Here is a 25283-nt window from a genome sequence, read left to right as displayed (position 1 = left end):
CGAACCCGGACGGCCCCCGGCGTGTCAAACTTGTCGATCACATCCCCCCGCAGGCCCCGGAGACCCCATGCGCGCTGGGTTCGAGCTGCACGGCCGGTACCGGCTGGAGGAGCGGCTGGGCCGGGGCGGGATGGGCGAGGTGTGGCGCGGCCACGACCGGGCCCTGGAGCGCCCGGTCGCCGTCAAGCTCATGATGGGAGTGCGGGCCGACGGGGAGCCGGCGGCGCGGTTCCGGCGGGAGGCCACCCTCGGCGCGCGGCTGCGGCATCCCGGGATCACCGCCGTGCACGACATCGGCCAGGACGAGGACCTGCTGTTCATCGTCATGGAGCTGCTGGAGGGCCGCGACCTGGCCGCCGTGGTGGCCGGGTCGCCGGGCGGGCTGCCCGTCCGGCGCGCCGCGTCCCTGGCCCGCCGCGCAGCCGAGGCGCTGGCCGCCGCGCACGCCGGAGGCGTCGTGCACCGCGACCTGAAACCGGCCAACCTGTTCCTCACCAGCGGCGGCGAGGTCAAGATCTGCGACTTCGGGATCGCCCGCGCCGCCGACGCCGCGTCCGTCCTCACGGCGAAGGGGCAGGTCTTCGGCACTCCCGTGTACATGTCGCCCGAGCAGTGCCGCGGCGACGGCGCCGCACCCCGTCACCCGGGCGAGACCGCACGCTGGTACTCGACGAGCCCTCGACTCGCACCCCGGCAAGGCGGAGCGGATCGCACGCTCACTGCTTCTCATTCTCACAGGGGGGGGAAGGCCCACAGGTTCTTCGCGCGCTGTTCCACCGTCAGCCTGATCTTGATAGCCGAGAGGTACGCCGCGACGGACCCGGCCCGCGCGAGCAGGATCATCGGCATCCTCCCCGAGGACAGACTCAAGGACCTCTCCTCGCAGCTGATCATGGACCTGGCGCCGGCCCGTCCCGGCCTGGCCGAGCGGTTGCTCACCTCCCGCCCTCGCCCCGACCGCGACTTCCGGCTGACCGGGCAGGTCGCCTCCGCCATGGCCGCGAACCACCCGGAACACGCGAAGGCATTGATCAAGCGGACGCGCCGCACAGCACGGCTCATCCTGCTGCCGTTCTCCCGCCACACGGCCCTCGCCAATCTCGCCGAGGGCATCGCGCCGGCGTTCCCCGACCGGGCAGAGGCGATCGCCCGCTCCATCGCGCGAGGCCATCCCGGTGCCCTCGCCGAGGCCGCGATCGGCATGCGGCAGGCGCATCCGGAGCGGGCGGCGCGGCTGGCCGACGGGCTGACGGGCTGACGGGCCGGCGCGATTCGGCGCTGAGCCGGGTCGTCCCCGAACTGGCCCGCCAGGCTCCCGACCGCGCCGAACGGCTGGCGGCCGGCATCACCGACACCTTCCTGCGCGCGACGACCCTCGCCCGGACCGCGCAGATCCTCGACGGCCGTGAACCGGTGCGGCATCTTCGCCACGAGCGGCGCCGTTCCGTGCAGGAGTCCCTGCGCGGGCGACACCGGGAGTCCGCCATGCTGTGGCTGGACGTCCCCTCGCTGGACGTCTGATCCGGCGCCGACCGGCTCGTGCGGGGCCGGTCAGTCCTCCTCCTCCATCGCGCGCCAGCGCTGGAGGACCTCGCGGGCCAGGCCGCGGTAGGCGTTGGCGCCCATGGAGTTGGGGTCGAAGTAGGTGATCGGCTCGCCGGCGACGGTCGCGTCGGGGAACCGGACGGTGCGGTTGATCACGGTGTGGAAGACCTTCTCGCCGAACGCCTCCACGATGCGTCCCAGCACCTCGCGGGTGTGCAGGGTGCGCGAGTCGTACATCGTGCCGAGGACGCCATCGATGACCAGCTCGGGGTTGATCCGCCCCTGCACCTTGTCGATGGTCTCCATCAGCAGCGCGACCCCGCGCATCGCGAAGTACTCGCACTCCAGCGGGATCAGCACGCCCTCGCTGGCGGCCAGCGCGTTCACCGTGAGCAGGCCCAGCGACGGCTGGCAGTCGATGAGGATGTAGTCGTAGTGCGGGACCGCCGACTTCAGCGAGTGCGCCAGGATGTACTCCCGGCCCACCTCGTGGACGAGCTGGACCTCCGCGCCCGACAGGTCGATGTTGCTGGGCAGCAGGTCCATGCCGTCGACGCCGGTGTCGATGACGACGTCCTCCCAGTCGGTGTCCGACTCCAGCAGGAGGTTGTGGATCGTCATGTCGAGCTGCCGCGGGTCGCCCTTGCCCAGCCCGACCGACAGCGCGCCCTGCGGGTCGAAGTCGACCAGCAGCACCCGGCGGCCGTACTCGGCGAGCGCGGCGCCCAGGTTGATCGTGGTGGTGGTCTTGCCGACCCCGCCCTTCTGGTTGCAGATCGCCACGATCCGCGCGGGGCCGTGCTCGGCCAGCGGTTCCGGGTCGGGGAACGCGGGCACGGGACGCTGAGTCGGCCCGAGGGCGCGGCTCGGATCGGTTTCGATGGTGGCGGAGGAGAGGACCCCCCCTGAAGCCTGCGTGCTCGTCACCAGATCCCTCCCCGGTGGCCCGAAAATGCCATCCAGCACCGGGGACTCTAGGGCTTGACATCACCTGTCACAAGCCGACGCGCGCCGTTGGTCGCGATTTGTCGACGGGCGCCCCAGCAGGTCACCGGCCAGGTGTCAGCTCCGCGCGCGCGGGTGGGAGGTGGCGTAGACCTCGCGCAGCAGCTGCACCGTCACCAGAGTGTAGACCTGTGTGGTCGTCACCGAGGCGTGTCCGAGCAATTCCTGGACGACGCGCACGTCGGCCCCGCCGTCGAGCAGGTGCGTGGCGAAGGAGTGGCGCAGCGTGTGCGGCGAGACGTCCGACAGGCGGGCGCGTTCGGCGGCGGCGCGCAGCACCATCCAGGCCCCCTGCCGCGACAGCCGCCCGCCGCGGGCGTTGAGGAACAGCGCCGGCCCGCCCCGCCCGGCCCGCGCCAGTTCTGGGCGGGCCCGCACGAGGTAGGCCTCCACGGCGCGGCGGGCGTAGTCGCCGATCGGGACGACGCGGGCCTTGCCGCCCTTGCCGGCGACGCGCGCGAAGCCCTCGCCGAGGTCGAGGTCGTCGACGTCCAGGCCGACGGCCTCGGAGATGCGGGCGCCCGAGCCGTACAGCAGCTCCAGCAGGGCGCGGTCGCGCAGCGCCCTGGCCGCCTCGGCGTCGCCGTCGGCGCCGCCTCCCGCGGCCGCCAGCAGCCGCTCGACGTCGGCGAGGGAGATGGCCTTGGGCAGCCGGCGCGGCGGGGTCGGGGGCTTGACGTCGCGGGCGGGGTCGGTGCCGGTCAGGCCCTCGCGCAGCGCGAAGCGGTGCAGGCCGCGCACGGCCACCACGGCGCGGGCCGCCGACCCGGCCGACAGCGGCGGGTGGTCGGCGTCGCCCTCCCGCAGCCCGGCCAGGAACTCGCGCACGTCGTCCTCGGTGACCTGGTCGATCGCGGTGCGGCCGCGGCCGGTCAGGACGGCCAGGTAGCGGCGCAGGTCACGGCGGTAGGAGCTGAGGGTGTTGGCGGCCAGGCCGCGCTCCACCGCGAGATGCCCGAGGTAGGTGCGCACGGCCGAGCCCAGGGGGGTGGCGTCGTCGGGGGTCTGGCCGTCGGTTCCGGGCCGCGCGCCGCTCCGGCCGGTCGTGCTCGGTGACAGTTGCGGCACCTCTTCCGGGCGGGGTGGCCGAGTGGGACGTGCCCATCATGCCCCCTCCGGCCGCGCGGGAACGCGCCATCCGCGCGCGCCGCGGGCCGATGTCGCAACAAAACCGACATGCGCCCGTGCGGGGGCCCGTGCGGGCGCCCGGCCGGGGGCGCCCGCACGGGCGGCGGTTCAGCCCTCGGGCGCGTCGACCGGGCGCAGGTCGCGGTAGCCGCGGGCGCGGGCCGCGTGCACGGCCAGGATCCCGGTCACCGCGATCATGTTGTGCAGGTCACCGGCGAGGACCTTGCGGACCGCCTCGTCCAGCGGCACCCACACCACCGGCATGTCGGCCTCCTCGTGCACCCGCTCGAAGTCGATCTGGTCGGCGGGCACCTCGGTCAGGCCGCGGGCCAGGAAGATCCGCACCCGCTCGTCCGACATCCCGGAGGAGGGCAGCACGTCGGCCAGCACGTCCCAGCGGTCGGCGCGGTAGCCGGCCTCCTCCAGCAGCTCGCGCTCGGCCAGCTTGTGCAGCGGCTCGCCGGCCACGTCGCGCAGCCCCGCCGGCGCCTCCCACAGCAGGTAGCCGGAGGCGTGCCGGTACTGGCGCAGCAGCAGGACCCGGTCGGCGTCGTCGACGGCGAGGATGCCGACCGCCCCGGGATGCTCGATGACGTCGCGGTGGACGATCTCGGTGGTGCCGCCGCTGGGCATCGGCACCGAGTCGCGCCGCACGTCGAACACGTGCCCCTCGAACACGCGCTCGGTGGCGACGACCTCCCAGCGGTCGCGGCGGTCGCGCACGTCGTCCACGCCCGGCGGGACGGCCCCGGGACCGCTCACGAGGTCGACACCGCGTCGGCGCCGCCGCGCAGCTCGGCGTAGTCGAGGGCGGCCGCGACCAGCCCGGCGAACAGCGGGTGCGCGCGGGTCGGGCGGGAGCGGAACTCCGGATGCGCCTGGGTGCCCACGAAGAACGGGTGCGTCTCGCGGGGCAGCTCCACGTACTCCACCAGGCGGCCGTCGGGCGACAGGCCGCTGAAGCGCAGCCCGGCCTGCTCCAGCTGCTCGCGGTAGGCGTTGTTGACCTCGTAGCGGTGCCGGTGCCGCTCGGAGACCTTGGCCTCCCCGTACAGCTCCCGCACCACCGAGCCCTCGGCCAGGTCGGCCGGGTACAGGCCCAGCCGCATGGTGCCGCCCATGTCGCGCTCGCCCGCGACCACGTCGACCTGGTCGGCCATGGTCGCCACCACCGGGTGGGCGGCGGCCGGGTCGAACTCGGTGCTGCCGGCGCCGGGCAGCCCGCCCTGCGACCGGGCCGCCTCGATGACCATGCACTGCAGGCCCAGGCAGATGCCCAGCAGCGGGACGCGGTTCTCCCGGGCGTGCCGGACCGCGCCGAGCTTGCCCTCGATGCCGCGCACGCCGAACCCGCCGGGGATCAGCACGCCGTCGACGCCGTCGAGCTCGCGGCGGGCGCCCTCGGGGGTCTCGCAGTCGTCGCTCTTGACCCAGCGGATGTTGACCTTGGCGTCGTTGCCGAACCCGCCGTGCCGCAGCGCCTCGGTGACCGACAGGTAGGCGTCGGGCAGGTCGATGTACTTGCCGACCAGCGCGATCGTCACCTCGCGGGCGGGCCGGTGGACGCGGCGCAGCAGCTCGTCCCAGGCGCCCCAGTCCACGTCGCGGAAGGGCAGGCCCAGGCGGCGCACCACGTAGGCGTCCAGGCCCTCGGCGTGCAGCACCTTGGGGATGTCGTAGATGCTGGCGGCGTCCACCGCGGAGACCACGGCCTCGCGGTCGACGTCGCACATCATGGAGATCTTGTGCTTGAGCCCGTCGGTGATCGGCCGGTCCGAGCGGCACACGATCGCGTCGGGCTGGATGCCGATGGAGCGCAGCGCGGCCACCGAGTGCTGGGTGGGCTTGGTCTTCAGCTCGCCGGAGGGGCCGATGTAGGGCAGCAGCGACACGTGCAGGAAGAAGCAGTTGTCGCGGCCGATCTCGTGCCGGATCTGGCGGACCGACTCCAGGAACGGCTGCGACTCGATGTCGCCCACCGTGCCGCCGACCTCGGTGATGACGATGTCGACGTCGGTGTCGGCGGCCATGCCGCGGATCCGGTCCTTGATCTCGTTGGTGATGTGCGGGATGACCTGCACGGTGTCGCCGAGGTACTCGCCGCGCCGCTCCTTGGCGATCACGTTGGAGTAGACCTGGCCGGTGGTGACGTTGGCGGACCCGTGCAGCTCGGTGTCCAGGAACCGCTCGTAGTGGCCGATGTCGAGATCGGTCTCGGCCCCGTCGTCGGTCACGAAGACCTCCCCGTGCTGGAACGGGTTCATCGTGCCGGGGTCGACGTTGAGGTAGGGGTCGAGCTTCTGCATCGTGACCCGCAGGCCGCGCAGGGCGAGTAGCCGCCCCAGGCTGGACGCCGTCAGTCCCTTGCCGAGGCTGGAGGCGACACCGCCGGTGACGAAGAGATGCTTGGTAGGACGTGTTCTACCAGTGGCTGCCGAAGGCAAGAAGGCGCTCCCGTGGTCGTTGCGAGGCGGACGGTACCGCACTGTCCACGGGCCACCAGGATAACAGGCACGACACCGTGGCCCGTCCGGGTCGTGCCCGTCCAGGTCGGTCAGGCCCCTGGTCAGAGGCCGGTTCCCGGCCGGGTTGACCGAATCGGGCGCGGAAACGGTTCCCGCGCCGCGAAAACGCCGGTCAGATCCGCGGGGCGGCCGTGGGCATGATCGTGCGCAGCTGCCGGGTGAGCTCGTCGATCAGCGACCGGGCCTGGTCGGCGGCCTGCCGGGCGGCGTCGCGCTCCTGGGAGAGCTCGGCGATCGCGGCGCGCTGCTCGGTGACGGCCTGGGCAAGCTGGTCGACCCACTGGTCGCGTTCCTTGAGCTTCTCGGCGACCGCGTCCCGCTCGGCGGCGACCTGGCGCATCCCGGTGACGGCCTTGTCCCGTTCCCGGCCCGCCTGCTCGGCCTGGCCGCGGGCCAGCGTCAGCTCGGACTCGGCGCGGGCCTGCGCCTGGACGGCGGCCTCCCGGCCGCGCTCGGCCGCCTCCCGGCCGCGTTCGGCGGCCTCGCGGGCCGAGGCGGCGGCGTCGCGGGCCTGGCCGGCCGCGTCCCGCTCGCGCTCGGCCTTCTTGGCGGCCTCCAGCGACTGGGCGGCGGTGTCGAGGGCCTGCTCGCGCTCGGCCTCGGCGCCCTGGACGCGGCGCCGGGCCTCCTCGGCCTCCTTGGCGGCCGCGGCGGCGGTGTGCTGGAGGTTCTGCGCCTTCATCTCGGCGTCGGTGAGCTTGGCGCGCAGCCCCGACAGGTCGCCGTGCGCCGACTCCAGCGCCCGGGACAGCTCGGCGGCCTGCTCGGCCATCCGGTCGCGCTCGGCCTCGGCGGCGCGGCGGGCGTTGACGGCGTCCTCGACGGCGCGCAGGGCGTCGTCGCGGGCCTCGCTCATCGCGTCCCGCTGGGTGATGGCCTGCCGGACGGTGGCCTCGGCCTCGGCGACCCTGCGCTCGGCCTGCTCCATCCCGGCCTGGGCCTGCTCCATCTGGGAGCGGGCCTGCTCGGCCTGCGCCCGGGCCTGGTCGGCCTGGACGCGCGCCTGGTCGGCCTGGACACGCGCCTGCTGGGCCTGGTTCCAGGCCGCGGCGGCGTCGCGCTGCGCGGACTCCTTCTCGGCCTGGACGGCCGCGATCTGCGCCTGCGCGTCGCTCTGCGCCTCGGCCAGCCGCCGCTCGGCCTCCACCGCGCGCCGGTCGGCCTGCTCAGCCTGACCCCGCGCACGCTGCACCTCACCCCAGGCGGCCGCCGCGTCGCGCTGCGCGGACTCCTTCTCGGCGGTGATCGCCGCGATCTGCGCCTGCGCGTCGCTCTGCGCCTCCGCGATGCGCCGCTCGGCCTCCACCGCGCGCCGGTCGGCCTGCTCGGCCTGACCCCGCGCACGCTGCACCTCACCCCAGGCGGCCGCGGCGTCGCGCTGCGCCGCGTCCTTCTCGGCCTGGACGGCGGCGACCTGCGTCTGGGCGTCGGTCTGCGCCTCGCTGACCTTGCGTTCGCCGGCCGCCAGCGCGTCGCCGATGAGGTCGGCCATCTGGCGCAGCCGCTCGACGATGTCCCAGGGCTGGGCCTCGGGCCTGTCCTGCTCGGGCCGCGCAGCCTCGCCGGGACGCCCCGGCGAGGCGGCCTTGATGGGCTGCTGGGCGGCCGCGTCCCGGCCCATGGCGGGCCAGGGCGCACCGGTGTCAGGGACGGGGCGCGACCCCGATCCGTTCAGCTCGCTCACGTGTCTCCTCGCCTGGCGGCGCGGGGCCGCGGACGCGGGGGCGTCGTACTCATGGTGTTCGCCGCACTCCTCGCCCGGCGTCGATCGTCCGCCCGGCGGCTCGTCGCTTCGCTCACCCAAGGCACTCTAGTGCCGACCAGCACGACGTTTGCCCAGTTTGGGGTTTAGTTTCGTGATCCGCGTGGTCTATTCGCGCGCATGAATCCGCTCCGGGCCGTCGATGAGCAGGTTCCTGAGCGTCCGAAACTCCGACTCGACGGGCTCGCGCCGCCCCGGAGCGATGCAGCAATCGCACGAGGGCGCCGCCGGGGCGCACCCGCCTCAGCCACTCTACTCAGCCACCGCCGACCTCAGCCGTTGCGATGGCGAGTCGAAGCGATGCGGCAATCGCACGCGACGCCGCCATGAGCGGCTATCCGGTCGACACAACCTCACCCCCCTACGACGCTCAACCGTTGCGATTGCGAGCGAAGCCAGGTTCGAGCCTGCGAGAACCTGATCGCGCAGCGAGCCGCCAGGCGAGTCGGAGCGATGCAGCAATCGCACGCGGCGCCCGCCGAAGGAGGGCGTTCAACGCCCGACGCCAAGGGCGCCGCAATGAGCAGAGGGGGCGTTCAACGCCCGACGCCAAGGGCGCCGCAATGAGCAGAGGGGGCGTTCAGCGCCCGACGCCGAGGGCGCCGCAATAATCTCAGCATGGAGCTTCGGACCTTGTATCCGCCGATCGAGCCGTACGACTCCGGGCTGCTCGACGTCGGCGACGGCAATCACATCTACTGGGAGGTGTGCGGCGATCCCGGGGGCAAGCCCGCGGTGATGGTGCACGGCGGGCCCGGCGGCGGCTGCAGCCCCGACCACCGCCGGCAGTTCGACCCCGAGGCGTACCGGATCGTGCTGTTCGACCAGCGCAACTGCGGGCGCAGCACGCCGCACGCCGCCGACCCGGAGGTGTCGCTGGAGGCCAACACCACCTGGCATCTGGTGGCCGACATGGAACGGCTGCGCGAGCACCTGGGGATCGAGCGCTGGCAGGTGTTCGGCGGGTCGTGGGGCAGCGCGCTGTCGCTGGCGTACGCGCAGGCCCATCCGGACCGGGTCACCGAGCTGGTGCTGCGCGGCATCTTCATGCTGCGCCCGTTCGAGCTGTACTGGTTCTACCAGGAGGGCGCCTCGCTGCTCTTCCCCGACCTGTGGGAGGACTACCTCGCGCCGATCCCCGAGGACGAGCGCGAGGACCTGCTGTCCGCCTACGCCGAACGGCTGAACTCGCCAGACCGCGAGGTGCGGGTGGCCGCCGGCCGGGGGTGGTCGCAGTGGGAGGGCCGGACGGTCACGCTGCGTCCCGACCCGGAGCTGGCCGAGTCCTTCGGCGAGCCCGACTACGCGGTGGCCTTCGCCCGTATCGAGAACCACTACTTCGTCAACGAGGGGTTCTTCGAGGAGGAGCAGCTGCTGCGGGACGTGGACCGGATCCGGCACATCCCGGCGGTGATCGTGCAGGGCCGGTACGACGTGTGCACCCCGGCCGCGACCGCGTGGGATCTGCACCGCGCCTGGCCCGAGGCCGAGTTCCATCTGGTGGACGACGCCGGGCACGCCTACAGTGAGCCGGGGATCCTCCACCGCCTCATCGAGGCGACCGACCGCTTCGCCCGCTCGACGGGCTGATCCGCCGGGTAACAACTCCGTCACATAGCGGTCATTTCGCCGTCATCGAGCCGCCGCCGCGGGCCGCCCTCGCGGGCCCCCGGTCACGGGGGTGGTCCTCTCGGGAGCCCTTACCGGCGAGGCGTTCGGGGGACCTCCGGGCGGTCGCCGGGTGCGGCCCACCAGCCCCATGGCCCTCTCACCTCGCGTGACGCAACGTGACGCTCACCGCACACACCCCGTTGACAACCGGATTGTGTGATTCACGTCACAGAAATGAGACATAAATAACGTCATCTGCTCGTAACAAATCACTAGAGTGCCCCTCGATGAGACTCCGGTGCAGCTGCGGCGCAGACACCCCGGTTACCCCTGCGTATCGCCCGGAATAGCGCCCGCCACGCGCGCCCGCGTGGCGCATAAATGGCACCGAATTTGACAAGCACATTGTTATACCCCGTGCGCCACACCCTAAACATCTCGCACATAACATTCCGTAGCGATCAGTGGCCGGGATTCGCTAAATTACCTGGACATGGCAGCGCAACCCCTGCAATCGCCCCCTGACCGATCCGGACCGGACCCGGCCATTAGGCTCGAGGAGCCCCGTCTTACGGATGGCCCGGAGATGTGGCGGCTGGCACGGGACTCGCAAGTTCTCGACGTGAACTCGCCCTACAGCTACGTGCTGTGGTGCCGCGACTTCGCCGGCACTTCCGTGGTCGCCCGCGACGGTTCCGCCGCGTGCGGTTTCATCACCGGCTACACGCGGCCGAACCGGCCCGACACCCTTTTCGTCTGGCAGGTCGCCGTCGACCACACCTACCGCGGCCTCGGCCTGGCGCGGCGCATGCTCGACGGGCTCGGCGACCGGATGGCGGCCCGCGGCTGCCGCTACCTGGAGGCCACCGTCACACCGGACAACACCGCCTCCACCAGGATGTTCGAGTCCTTCGCCCGCGGCCGCGGCTGCGCGGTCGCCCGCAGCCCGCTGTTCACGCCCGAGCACTTTCCCGAGGGGCACGACCCGGAGGTCCTCTTCCGCATCGGCCCCTTCCCGCCCGCGACGCCGTCCGTCGCGCCCGACGGGAAGGCCGTCTGATCCGTTCCGCGGACGGGTCGCCCCGCCCCTCCAGGCGGCGCGCCCTGCCCGCCCGAGGCCCGTCCGGAGCCCGTTCGCAGCGATCTCACAGCCGGCGCCCAGTTCATCTCCCGACAGTTCGCAGCCCGTTCTCAGCCCGTTCACCACACCTGCCGGAGGCAGAAACATGGATGTTTTCGCCCACCTCGAATCTGAAGTCCGCGGCTACTGCAGGGGCTGGCCGACCGTGTTCAGCACCGCCCGCGGCAGCCACATGACCGACGAGGACGGCAAGACCTACCTCGACTTCTTCGCCGGTGCGGGAACGCTCAACTACGGGCACAACAACCCGCAGCTTAAACAGCGGCTCATGGACTACCTCGCGAGCGACTCGGTGGTCCATGGGCTCGACATGTACACGGTCGCCAAACGCGACTTCCTGGACCGTTTCAACGAGATCGTGCTCGCCCCGCGCGGGCTCGACTACAAGGTGCAGTTCCCCGGTCCGGCGGGCAACCATTCGGTGGAGGCGGCGCTCAAACTGGCCCGGAAATTCACCGGCCGGGAGAGCGTCATCAGCTTCACCAACGCCTTCCACGGCATGACGCTGGGCGCGCTGGCCGTGACCGGCAACTCGATGAAGCGGGACGGCGCCGGGGTGCCGCTGGGTCACGGCGTGGCGATGCCCTACGACAACTACCTCGACGGCCGCACCCCCGACTTCCTGCTGCTGGAGACGATGCTGGACGACAGCGGCAGCGGCCTCGACAAGCCCGCCGCGGTGATCGTCGAGACCGTCCAGGGCGAGGGCGGCCTCAACGTCGCCACCGCCGAGTGGCTGCGCGGCCTGTCGGACCTGTGCAAGCGGCACGACATCCTGCTGATCGTCGACGACGTGCAGATGGGCTGCGGCCGCACCGGACCCTTCTTCAGCTTCGAGGAGGCCGGGATCACCCCCGACATCGTCTGCCTGTCCAAGTCGCTCAGCGGCTACGGGCTGCCGTTCGCGATCACGCTGATGCGGCGCGACCTGGACGTGTGGGAGCCCGGCGAGCACAACGGCACCTTCCGCGGCTTCAACCCCGCCTTCATCACCGCCACCGCCGCCCTGGAGGACTACTGGACGGGCGAGGGCCTGGAGAAGCAGACCCTGGCCAAGGGCCAGCAGGTCGAGCTGGCCCTGAACGAGATCGCGCTGGAGCACGCCGGCGCCATCGAGGGCGTCCGGGGCCGCGGGCTGGCCTGGGGCCTGGTCATGCGGGACGCCGAGATGGCGCCGCGGGTGTGCGCCGAGGCGTTCGGCCGCGGGCTGCTGATGGAGACCTCCGGGCCGGAGGGCGAGGTGGTCAAGCTGCTGCCGCCGCTGACCACCACCGACGCCGAGCTCGCCCGGGGTCTGGAGATCATCGCCGAGTCGGTCCGCGCGGTCCGCGCGACGGTGGCGGTCTGACCGCCGCCGCGGTCCACCGCCCCCGGCGGCCGGGGCCCCGCGCCCCGGCCCGCAGAACGAAAGGAACACACCAATGATCGTCCGTTCTCTCAAGGACATCATCGGCACCGAGCGCGACGTGCAGGCCCCGACATGGTGCAGCCGCCGCTTCGTGCTGGCCGGCGACAGGGTCGGCTTCTCCCTGCACGACACCGTCCTGTACGCGGGGACGTCCACCAAGATGTGGTACGCCAACCACATCGAGGCGGTCTACTGCATCGAGGGCGAGGGCGAGCTCGTCAACGAGGAGACCGGCGAGCGGCACCGCATCGAGCCCGGCGTGATGTACCTGCTCAACGGCCACGAGCACCACACGCTGAACGCCCACACCGACGTGCGCACCGTCTGCGTCTTCAACCCGCCCGTCACCGGCCAGGAGGTCCATGACGAGAACGGTGTCTACCCCCTGCTCACCGAGGAGGACGCATGAGCATCATCGAGAGCCATCCGAGCATCGACGACCCCTATCCCACCCGTAAGTGCGGCGAGGCGGTGCTGCTGTACCGGCAGGACCCGGTGGTGTACGGCGGCCCCGAGGACGGCCCGGTCGACGCCGCCACGCTCGACTCGTTCGAGACCAACGGCTTCCTGAACGTCGACGAGCTGCTGCGCCCGGACGAGGTGGAGGACTACCGGGCCGAGCTGCGCCGGCTGTCGGCCGACCCGGCGGTGCTGCGCGACGAGCGCGCCGTGACCGAGCGCGGCACCGACGAGGTGCGCTCCATCTTCGAGGTGCACAAGCTCAGCGAGGTGTTCGCCGAGCTGGTCCGCGACCCCCGCGTGGTGGGCCGTGCCCGGCAGATCCTGGGTTCGGATGTTTACGTGCACCAGAGCCGGGTGAATTACAAGCCAGGCTTCACGGGCAAGGACTTCTACTGGCACTCCGACTTCGAGACCTGGCACGCCGAGGACGGCATGCCCCGCATGCGGGCGGTGAGCATCTCCATCGCGCTCACCGAGAATTTCGTGCACAACGGCGGTCTCATGATCATGCCCGGATCGCACAAGACCTTCGTGTCGTGCGTCGGCGAGACGCCCGCCGACCACTACAAGGAGTCGCTGAGGCGCCAGGAGATCGGCACGCCCGACCCCAACAGCCTGTCGATCCTGGCCGACAAGTACGGGATCGAGCTGTTCACCGGCCCGGCGGGCTCGGCCACGATGTTCGACTGCAACTGCATGCACGGCTCGAACGGGAACATCACGCCGTTCCCGCGCTCGAACGTGTTCATCGTGTTCAACAGCGTCGAGAACGCCTGCACCGAGCCGTTCTCGGCGGACGAGCCGAGGCCCGCGTTCATCGGCGCCCGCGATTTCACCCCTGTCGGGGCGTAACCGACTGCGCCGCGCGCCCGATTCCCCTAGAACGGTTTATTAGTCCCGCAAGTCCCGCAAGTCCCGTCAGTCCGATCAGTCCGGTCAGTCCCGAGCGTCCCGTCCGGCGCCTGTTCCGGCCGATCCCGACCCACATACCCGACCGACGGCCCCGCGACCGCCGGAGGGCCCCAGCGGCCCCCGGCGGTCGCGGGGCATCACTAGGAGATCAACGATGACTTCCTCCAGTTCCAGGCGCGACTTCCTGCGCACCGCGACCCTGCTGGCCGGCGGGGTGTCGCTGGCCGCCGCCGGCTGCTCGACCACCAACCCGGAGACCGAGCGCCAGGGCGGCGGCTCCTTGGCACGCGCCAAGCAGGAGGGCAAGATCAAGGTGGGGTTCGCCAACGAGGCGCCCTACGGCTTCACCGACAAGTCCGGCAAGCTCACCGGTGAGGCGCCGGAACTGGCGAGGGCGATCTTCAAGGAGCTCGGCATCCCCAACGTCGAGGGGGTCCAGGTCGACTTCGGCGGGCTGATCGCGGGGCTGAACGCCAAGCGGTTCGACGTGATCGCGGCCGGCATGTTCATCAACAAGGAGCGGTGCGCCTCGGCCGCCTTCTCCGACCCCGACTACGTGGCCAAGACCGCGTTCATGGTGCCCAAGGGCAACCCCAAGAAGATCCTGAAGTTCGAGGACGTCACCAGGTCCAAGGCCAACATCGGCGTGCTCACCGGCGCGGTCGAGGGCGGCTACGCCGAGAAGCTGGGCGTGCCCAAGGGGCAGATCAAGCCGTTCCCCGACCAGCCCAACGCGTACGAGGGCCTGAAGGCCGGGCGGATCGACGCGATCGCGCTGACCCGCATCTCGCTGGCCGACCTGCTGTCCAAGCACCCGGGTGAGCCGTTCGAGGTCACCGAGGCGTTCACCCCGGTGATCGACGGCAAGGAGCAGCTGGGCGCGGGCGGGTTCGGCTTCCGCAAGGCCGATACCGACCTGCTCAAGGCGTTCAACGACAAGCTCACCGAGTTCAAGCAGCAGAACAAGCTGCTGCCGATCATCCAGCCGTTCGGGTTCAGCCAGGCCGAGCTGCCCGGCCCGGGCGACACCGCCGCCAAGTTCTGCGCGGTCTGACCCATGGGGCACGTCCTCGACAGCTACCAGCTGCTGCTCCGGGGCGCGGGGATCACCATCCAGCTCACGCTGTACGGGAGCGCGCTCGCCGCGGTGCTCGCGCTGGTCTTCGGACTGGCCGGCACCGCGCGCAATCCCGCCCTGCGCGCTCTCAACAGGGTCTACGTGGAGTTCTTCCGCGGCACCGCGACCCTGGTGCTGATGTTCTGGTTCTTCTACGCGCTGCCGCTGGTGGGACTCCGGTTCACGACCATCTTCGCCGCGGTGCTGGCGCTGGGCCTGAACGTGGGCGCCTACGGCGCCGAGGTGGTCCGCGGAGCGATCAACGCCGTGCCGAAGGCCCAGTACGAGGCCACCGTGGCGCTCAACTTCACGCCGGCGCAGCGGATGCGGCGGGTGCTGCTGCCGCAGGCGGTGGCGCTGATGCTGCCGCCGTTCGGCAACCTGCTCATCGAGCTGATGAAGGGCACCGCGCTGGTCTCGCTGATCACGATCAGCGATCTGACGTTCCGGGCCAAGCAGATCCAGTCGTCCACGGGCGAGACGTTCTGGACCTACACCACGATCCTGGTGCTCTACTTCATCATCGCGCAGTTCCTGCAGCTGTTCGTGCGGTACGCCGAGCGCCGGGTGGACCGGATGCTCGGCCGGACGCCGTCGCGTGAGCAGAGCCTGGCCACCGTGTCGGCGAGCGCGCCCGGCAGCGGGGTGATGTGATGACCTGGGACTGGACCTACACCGGGGAGATCCTCCCCGACCTGCTGAACGGCCTGCGCGTCACCATCCTCGCCACGGTGCTCGGCTACGTGCTGGCGCTGGCCCTGGGGCTGGTGTGGACGCTGCTGCGCCGCTCCCCCAACAAGGCCGTCAGCCAGACGACGCGCTGGATCCTGGAGTTCATCCGCAGCACCCCCCTGCTGGTGCAGCTGTTCTACATCTACTACGTGTTCCCCTCGATCGGGCTCACCCTCGGCCCGCTCACCGCGGGAATCCTCGGCCTGGGACTGCACTACTCCACCTACACCGCCGAGGTGTACCGGGCGGGCATCTCCGACGTCCCCCGCGGCCAATGGGAGGCGACCGTCGCGCTCAACCTGCCCAAGCGGCGGGTATGGCAGGACGTGATCCTTCCTCAGGCCGTCCGCAAGGTCGTGCCCTCGCTCGGGAACTACCTCATCGCCATGTTCAAGGACAGTCCGCTGATCTTCGGGATCACGGTCGTGGAGCTGCTCGGCGCGGCCTACCAGGCCGGTTCCGTGGGAGGCCAGTTCCTCGAACCGATCACGATGGTCGGCCTGCTCTTCGTCGCCGTCAGCGTCCCGTCCTCGATCCTCGTCCGTCGCCTGGAGAGGCGCTATGCCACCTACTGATGCCACACCCCCGGCCCCGACTCCCGAGGACGCCTCGGGCGTCCCGCTCGCGAAGGGCGACGGCCCGCCGCCGAAGGGGCCCAGCCAGGCGCCGGGCATCCGCTTCGAGAAGGTGGTCAAGCGGTTCGGCCAGAACGTCGTGCTGCGCGAGCTCGACTTCACCGTCGCCCCCGGCGAGCGGGTGACGCTCATCGGGCCCAGCGGCTCGGGCAAGACCACCATCCTGCGGCTGCTGATGACCCTGGAGAAGGTCGACGACGGCGTGATCCGGGTGGGCGACGAGCCGCTGTCGCACATGGACAAGGGCGGGAAGCTCGTCCCGGCCAACGAGAAGCACCTGCACGAGATGCGCAAGAAGATCGGCATGGTGTTCCAGCAGTTCAACCTGTTCCCCAACATGAACGTGCTGCGCAACCTCACCGAGGGGCCGGTGCACGTGCTGGGGCTGTCCAAGGACGAGGCCGCCGAACGGGCCCGCAAGCTGCTGGACATGGTCGGCCTGGCCGACAAGGCCGCCGCCCACCCGACCCAGCTTTCGGGCGGCCAGCAGCAGCGCGTCGCCATCGCCCGCGCGCTGGCGATGGAACCGCAGGTGCTGCTGCTGGACGAGGTCACCTCGGCCCTCGACCCCGAGCTGGTGGTGGGCGTGCAGGACCTGCTGCGCGACATCGCCAAGGAGAGCGACCTGACCATCCTGTGCGTCACGCACGAGATGGGCTTCGCCAAGGACATCTCCGACCGCGTACTGATGTTCGATCAGGGGCAGATCGTGGAGGAGGGCCCGCCGGAGCAGATCTTCGGCGAGCCGTCCGAACAGCGCACGCGGGACTTCCTCCAGGCGGTCCTGGCCTCGTAGGGGCCGCCGCCGGGCGTACCGCGGCGCCATGGATCACCCGCGCTCCCGTCGCCCCGGGAGCGCGGGTGGTTCACCCCCCGCGCCCCGGGGCGCCGTGGTCAGGGCGTGCGGCGCCGCCACGGCCGCGGCCGCGGGCGTCCAGCCAGGCGACCGGGAGGGCTGCGGCCATCCCGGCGGCCGCCACCGCGAACGACCCGGCGATCCCCAGGACGCCGGACAGCAGCCCGATCGCCACGGCCCCGGCGCCGGTCCCGGCGTCGAAGGCGATGTTCCAGGCGGCGCTGGCCGTGCCGTGCCCGTCCGGGCCGGAGCGCTGGAACATCACCACCAGCGTGTCGTTCTGGACCAGCCCGAACCCGAGCCCGTAGAGGGTCGCGGCGGCGACGGCCGCGCCCGTGGCCCAGCCCCCGTCCATCGCCGCGGCGGCGGCCATCCCCGCCATCCCCGCCACGCCCGCAACGCCCCCGGGTGCGGTCAGCCGCCCGGCCCCGCAGCGGTCGTTCCAGACCCCGGCGCCCCAGCGCCCGGCGATGATCGCCGCGGAGAGGGCGAACAGCGCGACCGCGGCGGCGGCGGGATCGTGCAGGGCGAGGGGCAGGAACGAGACGACGCCGCCGAGGGCGCTCGCCGCGGCGAACAGCGCCGTCCAGGGGCCCGCCGCCCGGGTCAGCGCGCGGCCTGCGGCCGACACCCGCAGCGAAGCGAGGAATGTCGGCCCGGCACTTGCCGGGGGGGTCTGCGGGGTCGTCCTCCCGGAATGACGCCGACAGCCGCGAGCGGAGCGACGGTGCGCCCGTGCGGGACGTCCCGGAGGCGGCGCCCCGCGCCGGGGCCAGCGCCGGGTGCCGCGACATGACCGCCACCAGCGGGGCGGCGAGCACGCTCAGGGCCCCCGCGGCCACGAAGACCGGGACGAAGCCGTACCGCTCGGCCGCCCACAGCCCCGCCGGCAGGATCAGCACCTGCGGCAGCCCGACGGCCAGGCCGTACAGGCCGACGGCCCGTCCGCGGCGGCCGGGCGCGACCAGGCCCGCCACCAGCGCCGCGCCCGCGACGGTGACGATGCCGAACCCGGCCCCGCGCACCGCCGACACCGCCAGCACCCACGGCAGCGCGGCGGAGGCCGCGTAGGCGAAGGTCGGCACGCCCAGCAGCAGCGCCCCTGCCGGCAGCAGGACGCGGGCCCCGAACCGGCGGGTCAGCCGGCCCATGGCGAGCTGGACGGCCACCGTGACCGCCATGACGGTCCCGGTGGTCGCGCCCGCTCCGCCGTGCCCGGCGCCGCCGCCGACCGACCACAGCGGCACCACCGAGATCAGCACGGCGTGGTTGGAGAACATCCCGAACGTCGCCGCCAGCAGGAGCAGGAAGTCGCGGCCGGCCAGCCCGGAGGGCGCGGCGTCGCGCCCGGGGGCGACCCGGCCGGTTCGGGCGGTCGGGGCGGGTATGTCGCTGGGGGTCACCCGACCGTTGCTACCGCACCCGGGGTGTCATGTCCAATATCGGGTTAACACCTGTCTTTTCGCAGCCGAATCGGATTCGGTACCGTGGGGCGCAAGCTCCGGCGAAGGGAGGTCACGCGTGACCGGAACAGCGGCCTCGGGCACGGCCATCGTGGGACTCGGCATGACCGAGCTCGGCAAGGTGTACGGGCGCAGCCCCCGCCGGTTCGCGGCCGACGCCGTCCGGCTCGCCACCGCCGACGCGGGGCTGTCCCTGGACGACCTGGACGGCCTACTGGTCAGCCACGGCATGGGCGGCTCCCCCGGCATCGAGCTCGCCGACACCCTCGGCTTGCGCGACCTGCGGCTGCTGTCCCAGATGAACTCCTTCGGCGCCACCGCCGGCGCCATGGTGTCGTACGCGGCGATGTCCATCCTCAGCGGCGCCGCGTCCACCGTGGCCTGCGTCTTCGCCGACGCCCCGCTCAAACCGAAGACGTCGGCGGGCGAGGCGTACCACCGCGATTCGCCCGCCTGGTACGGGTTCGGCGGGATGACGGCCGCCCTCGGGTTCCGCAGCGTCAACGCCTTCTACGCCCTGGCCGCCCGCCGCCACATGGAACGCTACGGGACGACCGAGGAGCAGCTCGGCGCCATCGCCGTCAGCACGCGCGAATGGGCCGTCCGCAACCCGATCGCCCAGATGCGCGAGCCGATCACCCTGGACGACCACCGGGCCTCCCGCTGGATCGCCGAACCCCTGCGCCTGCTGGACTGCTGCCTGGTCTCCAACGGCGCCGTCGCCATCGTGGTCACCGGCGCCGACCGCGCCCGCGACCTCGCCCGCCCGCCCGTCCACCTGTGGGGCTGGGGCCAGGGCCACCCCGGGCACCGCAAGGAGCGCGGCAGCGGCTTCGGCCTCACGACGGGCGCGCTCACCTCCGGCCCGACCGCGATGAAGATGGCCGGGGTGACCGTCGACGACGTCAGCCAGTGCCAGCTCTACGACTGCTACACCTACACGGTGCTGGTGACCCTGGAGGACTACGGGTTCTGCGCCAAGGGCGAGGGCGGCGCGTTCGCCGCCTCCGGCGCCCTCGGTCCCGGCGGCGCGCTCCCGACCAACACCGGCGGCGGCCAGCTCTCGGCGTACTACATGTGGGGCATGACGCCGCTGTCGGAGGCCGTCGTCCAGGCGCGCGGCGACGGCGGCGACCGCCAGGCCGGCAACGACGTCGTCCTGGTCAGCGGGAACGGCGGCATCCTCGACCACCACTCCACGCTGATCCTCAGCCCGCACCCGAAGGGGGCCTGACCCGATGGAGATCGGCATCCTCAAGCGAGACGGGCGCACCGATCCGTTCTTCGACGGCACCGCCGCCGACCGGCTGGTCATCAAGCGCTGCGCGGCGTGCGACCGCTGGCACGCCCCCGACCAGCACTCCTGCCCCGGCTGCGGCGCCGAGGACCTGGCCTGGGCCGGGGCGAGCGGCGCGGCGACCCTCGTCACCTGGACGGTCACGCACGGCCGCCCCCGCGCCGACGGCACCGTCCCGCCCCCGGCCGTGCTGGCGCTGGTCGAGCTGGAGGAGGGCCCCTGGCTGCACGCCCGGCTCGACGGCGCCGCCCCCGCCGCCCTCCGCGAGGGCCTCCCCCTCGAAGCCTCCTTCGAGCACCCCGCCGAAGGCGAGGCCTACCTCCTCTTCCGCCCCGCCCACTGAGCCGAGGGAGCCGCGAGATGCGCACCGAGATCTGCGAGCGGTTCGGGATCGAGTTCCCGCTGCTGGCCTTCAGCCACTGCCGGGACGTGGTCGCCGCCGTCACCAACGCCGGCGGCATGGGCGTGCTCGGCGCCGTCGCCTACACCCCCGATCGGCTGGAGGAGGAGCTGCGCTGGATCGACGACCACGTCGACGGCCGCCCCTACGGGGTCGACGTGCTGGTCCCCGGGAAGATCGACGAGTCGGCGGAACGGGCCGGGCGCGGCGAGGGCGGCCTGGACACCATGCTCGCCGCCGTCCCCAAGGAGCACTGGGCGTTCCTGGCGGGCCTCTTCGCGAAGTACGACGTGCCCCCGCCCGACCTGGACCGCGCCCGCCGCGGCGACTCCCGCGGCGGCACCCAAGTGACCAAGGAGGGCGCCACCGAGCTCATCGACGTGTCGCTGTCCCACCCGATCCGGCTGATCGCCAGCGCCCTCGGCACTCCCCCGCCCCTCATGGTGGACAAGGCCAAGGCCGCCGGGATCCCGGTCGCCGCCCTGGTCGGCACCGCCGAGCACGCCCGCCGCCAGGTCGCCGCCGGGGTGGACCTGATCGTGGCCCAGGGCGGCGAGGCCGGCGGCCACACCGGCGAGATCTCCACCATGGTGCTGGTGCCCGAGATCGTCGACACCGTCGCCCCGATCCCCGTCCTGGCCGCGGGCGGCATCGCCACCGGCCGCCAGATGGCCGCCGCGCTGGCGCTGGGCGCCTCCGGTGTGTGGTGCGGCTCGGTCTGGCTCACCACCGAGGAGGCCGAGACCTCGCCGACCGTCAAGGCGAAGATGCTCGCCGCGACCTCCCGCGACACCGTCCGCTCGCGCTCGCGCACCGGCAAGCCCGCCCGCCAGCTGCGCTCGGCCTGGACCGACGAGTGGGACGACCCCGCGAGCCCGGGGCCGCTCGGCATGCCGCTGCAGATGATCGTCGCCCACGGCGCCATGGCCCAGATCGAGAAGATCGCCGAGTCGGGCAACCCGGGAGCCCGCGCGCTGGCCAACTACTTCGTCGGCCAGTGCGTCGGCCTGATGAACACGGTCAAGCCCGCCCGCCAGGTCGTCTACGACATGATGCGGGACTTCGCCGAGGCCCTCGACCGCCTTAACACCATCTCCGGCGAGTAACTCAACTCTCCACCGGAGGTCACCCCTACCCCCGGCGCAATTCGCACTTTTTCCTATCACTCGACACAGAGCCTCTATACGCTCGCACCAAGCGATGTCGCTCCCCGCGCGGCCGCTCCACCGCAGGGCGCACGCCCACGTGGATTAATGACACATGGGTTCACAACGCGCCCCTCAGGACACCGCGACCGAGGGAGACGATGGGTGAACGCCCCCCGAGAACCGGACTCGGCCAGCGAACTCTTCACCCTGTTCAACCGGCTCACCCGGCCGCTCCCCTGGCGGTTACACGTACGCCCGTTCCCGGTGGTGGTCATCGAGCCGGGCACCATCGCCGTCGACGAAAGCGCGTACATGGCGGCGCTGCACAAATGCGCCGAGAAACTGAACCTCACCCACCAGTACGTGGAGTTGAGCGAGAACGGAGAGCAGGGCGGCGAGTCGCGCAACCCCCGCTCCAGGGCATGCACGCTGCTGGACCGGTTGACGCAGAATATCCACTGGGTCGCCGAATCCCCTCATTACGGCGCGTTCCGTTTCCCCCGATCAGACCTGGTCAGGACGCTGGAGGAGGCCGCCGCCGCGGCCCGGGGCCACGCATCCGATTCACAGGACATGTCGGCCGTCGCGGTGACGGCCTGGAACAGGCAGGCGAGCCTGTTCCCCAGACGCAACCGGTCCGCCAACGTCTTCGCCCAAGGCGCGACGGTGGCCGCCTTCGTCATGGCGGTGGCCGGCGGCATCATCGGCGGGTTCGCCGGACAGAACAACTGGATCGCGCTGGCCATCACAGGAATCCTCTTCGGCCTGCTTTTCCTGACCGCCGCGCTCCCCGCCCGCGGAGTCTGGCTCCCGGTCCTCTCCCGCGTGGGCTTCGGCGGCCGATACCGGTGGCTGGCCACGTCTTCCCTCATCAGGATCCTCGGGGACGGGAGCGGCGGCGCCCAGGGCCGCACCGGCTTCGAGGGGCGCCTCTACGAGGTCCTCAGGCGCCTGACCACTTCCGCCCCCCACGACTTCCTGCTCCGGATCAAAACGCTGGCCTTTCTGGAGGACATGCGGGCGAACCACCGCAGGCTCTCACCCGACCTGCGCGGGTTCAAACGTTCCGCCCCTCCCGTGCTCTTCCTCAAGGGGGTCACCGAGAAGAACGGCGGGATAGACCTGCTGGCGGCGTTGAGCGACATCCGCAGCCAGCGCAGCGAAATGCACCCGCTCCTCGTCATCGCCTCAGCGGACTCCGCCCACCGCGGCGAACTCCCCGGCCCATCCCCCACCCCCGAACGGAAGTCACTTCTGGGCATCTACGGGGGATGGCGCGCGGCGCTCGGCACCCTCCAGCCCCCCAGCAGCCACGTGCCGCTGCCCTGGCTGCTCCGCCTGCCCGTCCAGCCCGGGGACGCCGCCTCCATTCCCTCGCGTCCCGCGACACCCCGCCGCCGCCCCCGCTGGACGTGGGCCTGGTCCAGGCGCGGACTGTTCGCCGGAGTGGCGGCGCTGGCCATCATCGCGGGCATGGTGCAGGCCAGCCTTCGCCTGGACTACTGCAACGTGGGGATCACCTTCGACTGGAGCACCGACACCCGTTTGCACAGGCATCCCGACGGTTTCAAGGAATGCGCGGGAGTCGCGACCGGGAAAGTCCGCTTCGAACGCGGCCGGCCAAGCGTCGGAATCGACAGCGAAGTGCGCCCGCCCAGCCCCGGCAACACCGGCTCCCGGCTGACTCTCGCCGACCTGCAAAACAAGATCAACAAAGAGAACGAGCGGGTCAGAAAAAGCAGAAAACCCTATGTCACCGTGCTCCACGCCGGGGCCTTCACCGCCCGGCAGGGCGAACATGACCGCGCCGTGAGCAGCATCAGGGAACTCGCGGGCGCCCACCTCGCACAGGTGCGGAACAACGGGCGGCAGCATCCCGGCCAGGTCGGCAATTTCCTGCAGGTGCGGCTGCTGCCCGTCAACACCGGCCAGGACATGGGCCTGGCCGGAATCGCCGCCGACCGCATGCTGGATCTCGCCCGCAGGGATCCGACGGTCATCGGCGTGGTGGGCCTGGCCCGCAACACGGCGCACACGCAAAGAGCCATCCGGCGACTGCACGACGCAGGCCTCCCCGTGCTGGGCACCGCCAACTCCTCGGACCGCCTGCCCGCACTCCCGCATTACTATTCGCTGGCCTCGACCAGCCTCGAGCAGGCCACGGCGGCCAAAGCGGCCGCACGTGAGAAATCGGGGACCCGCCCGATCGAGCGCATCATGATCGTGTCGAGGGCGTCCGACCCCTCCGACGACGCCTACGGCCCCGAACTGGCCTCCGGCGTGCTGGAGGCGCTGCGACCTCGCCATGTGGACAGCGTGCCGTACCTGAGCTCCAACGACATCTCCGACAAGGTCCGGAACGCCTGCGCAGGGGCGGATTCCAGTCCCTACACGCTGGTGTACTTCGCCGGGCGCGCCGAAGACCTGTGGGGCTTCATGCACGGCCTCGCCCTCGGCGGCTGCACCGATCGGGAACTGACCGTGGTGGCCGGGGACGACGTGACGAAGTACCAGTTCGGGACCGGGCCGTACCAGGTCGCCCTGCATCCGAAGATCACCTTCTACCACACCGCCTTCGCCCACCTTCCGCACCTGATCGCGAACAGCCGGGCCACGATCAGCTCCTTCTTCCTCCTCGCGCGCAATCCCGCCTTCCTCGGCCTCGGCAACGGAGCGACCATCCAGGGGGCCGACCCGGTACTGGTCGACGGTCATATGGCCCTCGCCTTCGACGCGACCTCGGCCCTGATACAGGCGGCGCAGAATTCCTTCAACGTGCTCGGGCTGAACCGGCCGGATCCGGCCCAGATTCCGGGCAGCCGCTCGGTCACTTCGGGCTCCGTCCGGCTCGCCCTGCCCCACGTCACGGTGCCCGACGGCGCGACCGGGAAGGTCGACCTCACCCGGGAGACCCACAGCCGGGCCGGGCCGGGCAATCGGGGCCTCACCCTGGTCAAGATCACCGCTCAGGACGGGCGGGTGAAGTCCGAGCCGGTGTGCGGACGGCTCAGCGGCGGCGGCGCCTCGGCTCCGGGCCTGGATCCGTGCCCGCGGCCGCCGCTCAGCGGTACTGGTTGAGGGGGCGGCCGGGGCCCTTGCCGACCTGGTCGACGAACAGGCGGGCCAGGGCCTCGTGGCCCCGGACGGTCGGGTGGAAGCTGCGCGGCTCGGCGGCCAGGGCCGAGACGCTGACGGCCAGGCCGTTCATGTACGGGTCGGAGCTGCCCACCTCGTGCCCGGCGAACGTGCTGTAGGCGTCGGCGAACTCCACGCTGCCGGCCCCGCCGGTCGCGGCGATCCGCTGGTCGGCCTCCGCCGTGGTCTGCCGGATCAGCTCGTTCAGGTCGCGGGCCCGCGCGTTCAGCCACTGCTGGTCGGCGACCGAGAGGTTGTCGCCGCCGGCGCCGTCGGCCTCGGAGAACGCCCGCGGGTACCCCATCACGATCACCCTCGCCTTGGGCGACTTCGCGGTGACCTTGGAGTACAGGTCGGGAAGCGTGCGGCGCAGCTCGGCCATCCGGGCGGCCACGTCGCGGCCCTGGTCGGAGCAGCTGCGGCTCCAGGGCAGCTTGACCACGCACCCGGCCAGCACCTTGGAGAACCCGACGTCGTTGCCGCCCACGCTGATGGTGATCAGGCTGGTGTTCGCGTCGATCCGGGTGAGCTGGGAGGGCTCGCCCGACTTGCCGCTCAGGAAGGTGCGGGTGGTGGCGCCCGAGCAGGCCCAGAACGCGCTGCCCTTGAACGGGAAGCTCTTGGCGACCTGGTGGTAGTAGGCCTTGGAGGTGCGCTGGCAGCGTTCCAGCGGGTTCTGGTCGGCCACGGTGGCCTCGGCGCCGAGGCCCGAGGAGTAGGAGTCGCCCAGGGCCACGTAGGTACCCTGCGCGGCGGCCTCGGCCGGGGTGAGCGCCCTGCGCTGCGGCTGCGCGCGCGCCGGATCGGCGCTGGCGACCTTCATCTTCGCAGGGCAGCCGGCGCCGAAGACCTCGCACCGGACGGCGGGCAGCGCCACCAGCGGGGTGATCGCGACCGCCAGCAGTCCGACCAGCACCGCGACCGCCCGGCCGCGCGGGCCGAAGCGTACGCCCGGGATTCGCATGCCACCGTCCCCTTCTCCGGCTCCCCCTTGGCAGACG

21 protein-coding genes and 1 pseudogene are annotated in these 25283 nt (G+C 71.9%); 14 read left to right on the top strand and 8 right to left on the bottom strand.

Features of this window, described 5'->3' with window-relative positions:
- Window positions 1–67: 67 nt before the first annotated feature.
- Entirely contained in the window at window positions 68–1258 is a 1191-nt protein-coding gene (locus ACZ466_RS37870; protein ID WP_378281732.1) for a serine/threonine-protein kinase, read from the top strand.
- A gap of 293 nt (window positions 1259–1551) precedes the next feature.
- On the opposite strand, the gene ACZ466_RS37865 is transcribed toward ACZ466_RS37870, so the two are convergent.
- The 5 genes from ACZ466_RS37865 to ACZ466_RS37845 form a co-directional block, all read right to left on the bottom strand.
- Window positions 1552–2427, bottom strand: a complete 876-nt coding sequence (locus ACZ466_RS37865; RefSeq protein ID WP_378281865.1) for a ParA family protein — start codon at window positions 2425–2427, stop codon at window positions 1552–1554.
- A 180-nt stretch (window positions 2428–2607) separates the two neighbouring features.
- Window positions 2608–3534, bottom strand: coding sequence for a site-specific tyrosine recombinase XerD (gene xerD / locus ACZ466_RS37860; protein ID WP_378281864.1), 927 nt, complete (start codon window positions 3532–3534; stop codon window positions 2608–2610).
- A gap of 252 nt (window positions 3535–3786) precedes the next feature.
- Window positions 3787–4440, bottom strand: a complete 654-nt coding sequence (locus tag ACZ466_RS37855; protein WP_378281731.1) for an NUDIX domain-containing protein — start codon at window positions 4438–4440, stop codon at window positions 3787–3789.
- Window positions 4437–6122, bottom strand: a complete 1686-nt coding sequence (locus ACZ466_RS37850) for a CTP synthase (protein ID WP_378281730.1) — start codon at window positions 6120–6122, stop codon at window positions 4437–4439. Before ACZ466_RS37850 ends, ACZ466_RS37855 begins: the two co-directional genes overlap by 4 nt.
- Before the next feature lie 193 nt (window positions 6123–6315).
- Entirely contained in the window at window positions 6316–7887 is a 1572-nt protein-coding gene (locus tag ACZ466_RS37845) for a coiled-coil domain-containing protein (RefSeq protein WP_378281729.1), read from the bottom strand.
- 696 nt (window positions 7888–8583) lie between these two features.
- Here ACZ466_RS37845 and pip point away from each other — a divergent pair.
- The 9 genes from pip (at window position 8584) to ehuA (ending at window position 16779) form a co-directional block, all read left to right on the top strand.
- Window positions 8584–9555 carry a prolyl aminopeptidase gene (pip, locus tag ACZ466_RS37840; RefSeq protein ID WP_378281728.1) on the top strand — a complete coding sequence of 324 codons (972 nt, stop codon included), beginning with the start codon at window positions 8584–8586 and terminating at the stop codon, window positions 9553–9555.
- A 514-nt stretch (window positions 9556–10069) separates the two neighbouring features.
- Window positions 10070–10636, top strand: coding sequence for a diaminobutyrate acetyltransferase (gene ectA / locus ACZ466_RS37835; RefSeq protein ID WP_378281727.1), 567 nt, complete (start codon window positions 10070–10072; stop codon window positions 10634–10636).
- A 166-nt stretch (window positions 10637–10802) separates the two neighbouring features.
- Entirely contained in the window at window positions 10803–12065 is a 1263-nt protein-coding gene (gene ectB / locus ACZ466_RS37830) for a diaminobutyrate--2-oxoglutarate transaminase (RefSeq protein WP_378281726.1), read from the top strand.
- Window positions 12066–12138: 73 nt separating this feature from the next.
- Complete coding sequence (locus ACZ466_RS37825) at window positions 12139–12534, top strand: ectoine synthase (RefSeq protein WP_378281725.1); 396 nt, start codon at window positions 12139–12141, stop codon at window positions 12532–12534.
- Entirely contained in the window at window positions 12531–13439 is a 909-nt protein-coding gene (thpD, locus tag ACZ466_RS37820; protein ID WP_378281724.1) for an ectoine hydroxylase, read from the top strand. Before ACZ466_RS37825 ends, thpD begins: the two co-directional genes overlap by 4 nt.
- Before the next feature lie 214 nt (window positions 13440–13653).
- Window positions 13654–14553 carry an ectoine/hydroxyectoine ABC transporter substrate-binding protein EhuB gene (gene ehuB / locus ACZ466_RS37815; RefSeq protein WP_378281723.1) on the top strand — a complete coding sequence of 300 codons (900 nt, stop codon included), beginning with the start codon at window positions 13654–13656 and terminating at the stop codon, window positions 14551–14553.
- Window positions 14554–14556: 3 nt separating this feature from the next.
- Complete coding sequence (gene ehuC, locus ACZ466_RS37810; RefSeq protein ID WP_378281722.1) at window positions 14557–15270, top strand: ectoine/hydroxyectoine ABC transporter permease subunit EhuC; 714 nt, start codon at window positions 14557–14559, stop codon at window positions 15268–15270.
- Entirely contained in the window at window positions 15270–15923 is a 654-nt protein-coding gene (gene ehuD, locus ACZ466_RS37805; RefSeq protein WP_378281721.1) for an ectoine/hydroxyectoine ABC transporter permease subunit EhuD, read from the top strand. The genes ehuC and ehuD overlap by 1 nt, the downstream gene beginning before the upstream one ends.
- Window positions 15910–16779 carry an ectoine/hydroxyectoine ABC transporter ATP-binding protein EhuA gene (gene ehuA, locus ACZ466_RS37800; RefSeq protein ID WP_378281720.1) on the top strand — a complete coding sequence of 290 codons (870 nt, stop codon included), beginning with the start codon at window positions 15910–15912 and terminating at the stop codon, window positions 16777–16779. The genes ehuD and ehuA overlap by 14 nt, the downstream gene beginning before the upstream one ends.
- Before the next feature lie 70 nt (window positions 16780–16849).
- Here the strand turns inward: ehuA and ACZ466_RS37795 are convergent, their stop codons facing one another.
- Both ACZ466_RS37795 and ACZ466_RS37790 read right to left on the bottom strand, forming a co-directional pair.
- Complete coding sequence (locus ACZ466_RS37795) at window positions 16850–17470, bottom strand: MFS transporter (RefSeq protein WP_464041838.1); 621 nt, start codon at window positions 17468–17470, stop codon at window positions 16850–16852.
- Between the two features lie 214 nt (window positions 17471–17684).
- Window positions 17685–18119: pseudogene (locus tag ACZ466_RS37790) on the bottom strand (MFS transporter); the annotation flags it as partial.
- A 241-nt stretch (window positions 18120–18360) separates the two neighbouring features.
- Between ACZ466_RS37790 and ACZ466_RS37785 the strand changes: the two are divergent.
- From ACZ466_RS37785 to ACZ466_RS37770, 4 genes are all read left to right on the top strand, one after another.
- Window positions 18361–19536 (top strand): thiolase family protein, encoded by a 1176-nt coding sequence (locus ACZ466_RS37785; protein ID WP_378281718.1) that lies wholly within the window; start codon window positions 18361–18363, stop codon window positions 19534–19536.
- A 4-nt stretch (window positions 19537–19540) separates the two neighbouring features.
- The gene (locus ACZ466_RS37780) at window positions 19541–19942 is read left to right on the top strand and encodes a Zn-ribbon domain-containing OB-fold protein (RefSeq protein WP_378281717.1); all 402 of its coding nucleotides are present in this window, start codon (window positions 19541–19543) and stop codon (window positions 19940–19942) included.
- A gap of 17 nt (window positions 19943–19959) precedes the next feature.
- Complete coding sequence (locus tag ACZ466_RS37775; protein ID WP_378281716.1) at window positions 19960–21105, top strand: NAD(P)H-dependent flavin oxidoreductase; 1146 nt, start codon at window positions 19960–19962, stop codon at window positions 21103–21105.
- A gap of 204 nt (window positions 21106–21309) precedes the next feature.
- Window positions 21310–24225 (top strand): hypothetical protein, encoded by a 2916-nt coding sequence (locus ACZ466_RS37770; protein WP_378281715.1) that lies wholly within the window; start codon window positions 21310–21312, stop codon window positions 24223–24225.
- Here ACZ466_RS37770 and ACZ466_RS37765 read toward each other — a convergent pair.
- On the bottom strand, window positions 24209–25246 hold the full coding sequence (locus tag ACZ466_RS37765; RefSeq protein WP_378281714.1) for an SGNH/GDSL hydrolase family protein: 1038 nt from the start codon (window positions 25244–25246) through the stop codon (window positions 24209–24211). The two genes, ACZ466_RS37770 and ACZ466_RS37765, sit on opposite strands and share 17 nt — an antisense overlap.
- Between the last annotated feature and the right edge of the window lie 37 nt (window positions 25247–25283).

The sequence above is a fragment of the Actinomadura rugatobispora genome (assembly GCF_055379765.1).
This window is presented reverse-complemented; position numbering and strand designations above follow the sequence as displayed.